Genomic DNA, 1,073 nt, shown 5'->3' with positions numbered 1-1,073 from the left:
CACGTGCTCTTCCGATCTCGGGGCGAGGTGGCCCATCACGTCCGCGCGGCCGCCGAAGGCCGCCGCCGGGAAGCCGCCGCCCATGACCTTGCCGAAGGTCATCAGGTCGGGCTTCACGCCGTCGACGCCGTACCAGCCGGCCCGCGAGGTGCGGAAACCGGTCATGACCTCGTCGGAGATGAACAGCGCGCCGTTCTTCTCGCACGCGTCCTTCAGGCCCTGGTTGAAGCCCGGCAGCGGCGGGACGACGCCCATGTTGCCCGGGGACGCCTCGGTGATCACACAGGCGATCTCGCCCGGGTGGCGGTGGAACGCCTCGTGCACCGCCTCCAGGTCGTTGTACGGCAGCACGATGGTGTCCCCGGCCTGCGCGCCCGTCACGCCGGGCGTGTCCGGCAGGCCGAAGGTGGCGACGCCGGAGCCGGCCGCGGCCAGCAGCGCGTCCACGTGCCCGTGGTAGCAGCCGGCGAACTTGACGACCTTGGCGCGGCCGGTGAACCCGCGGGCCAGCCGGATCGCCGACATGGTCGCCTCGGTGCCGCTGGACACCAGCCGGACCTGCTCGACCGGCTCGATCCGCGCGACGATCTCCTCCGCCAGCGCGACCTCGCCCTCGCCCGGCGTGCCGAAGGAGGTGCCGCGGGCCACCGCGGCCTGCACCGCGGCGGTCACCTCGGGGTGCGCGTGGCCGAGGATCATCGGTCCCCACGAGCAGACGAGGTCGACGTACTCACGGCCGTCGGCGTCGGTGAGGTACGGACCGGTACCGGACACCATGAACCGGTGCGTACCGCCCACGGCGCGGAAGGCGCGCACCGGTGAGTTCACGCCGCCGGGCGTCACAAGGGACGCGCGGTCGAAAAGCGTCTGTGAGACTGGGGCTTCGTATGAATACGGCACTGGGATCCTGACCTGCGAGTACGGAGGGATGGAGTGAGCACCCTCTGAATTACGCCGGGGCGTCTGTCCTCCGCGTCTGCGAAACTGGGGCGTCATAGGGATGGCTCACGGAATCCATGGTGTCAGAGGCCACGGCGTTCTTGCGGACAGGTGTTTCACCGTACGAACGTGGG

At 70.4% G+C, this 1,073-nt stretch carries 1 protein-coding gene; it reads right to left on the bottom strand.

Features of this window, described 5'->3' with window-relative positions; genetic code table 11:
* Positions 1–900, bottom strand: a 900-nt coding sequence (locus AAW14_RS39380) for a glutamate-1-semialdehyde 2,1-aminomutase (RefSeq protein ID WP_265569272.1), incomplete at its 3' end; no start/stop codon positions are given.
* Positions 901–1,073 lie beyond the last annotated feature (173 nt).

Origin of the sequence: Streptomyces hygroscopicus (assembly GCF_026168105.1) — a bacterium.
Classification (GTDB): domain Bacteria; phylum Actinomycetota; class Actinomycetes; order Streptomycetales; family Streptomycetaceae; genus Streptomyces; species Streptomyces hygroscopicus_D.
Note: the sequence above shows the minus strand (reverse complement) of the source record. Positions and strands in the feature narration are given on the sequence as shown.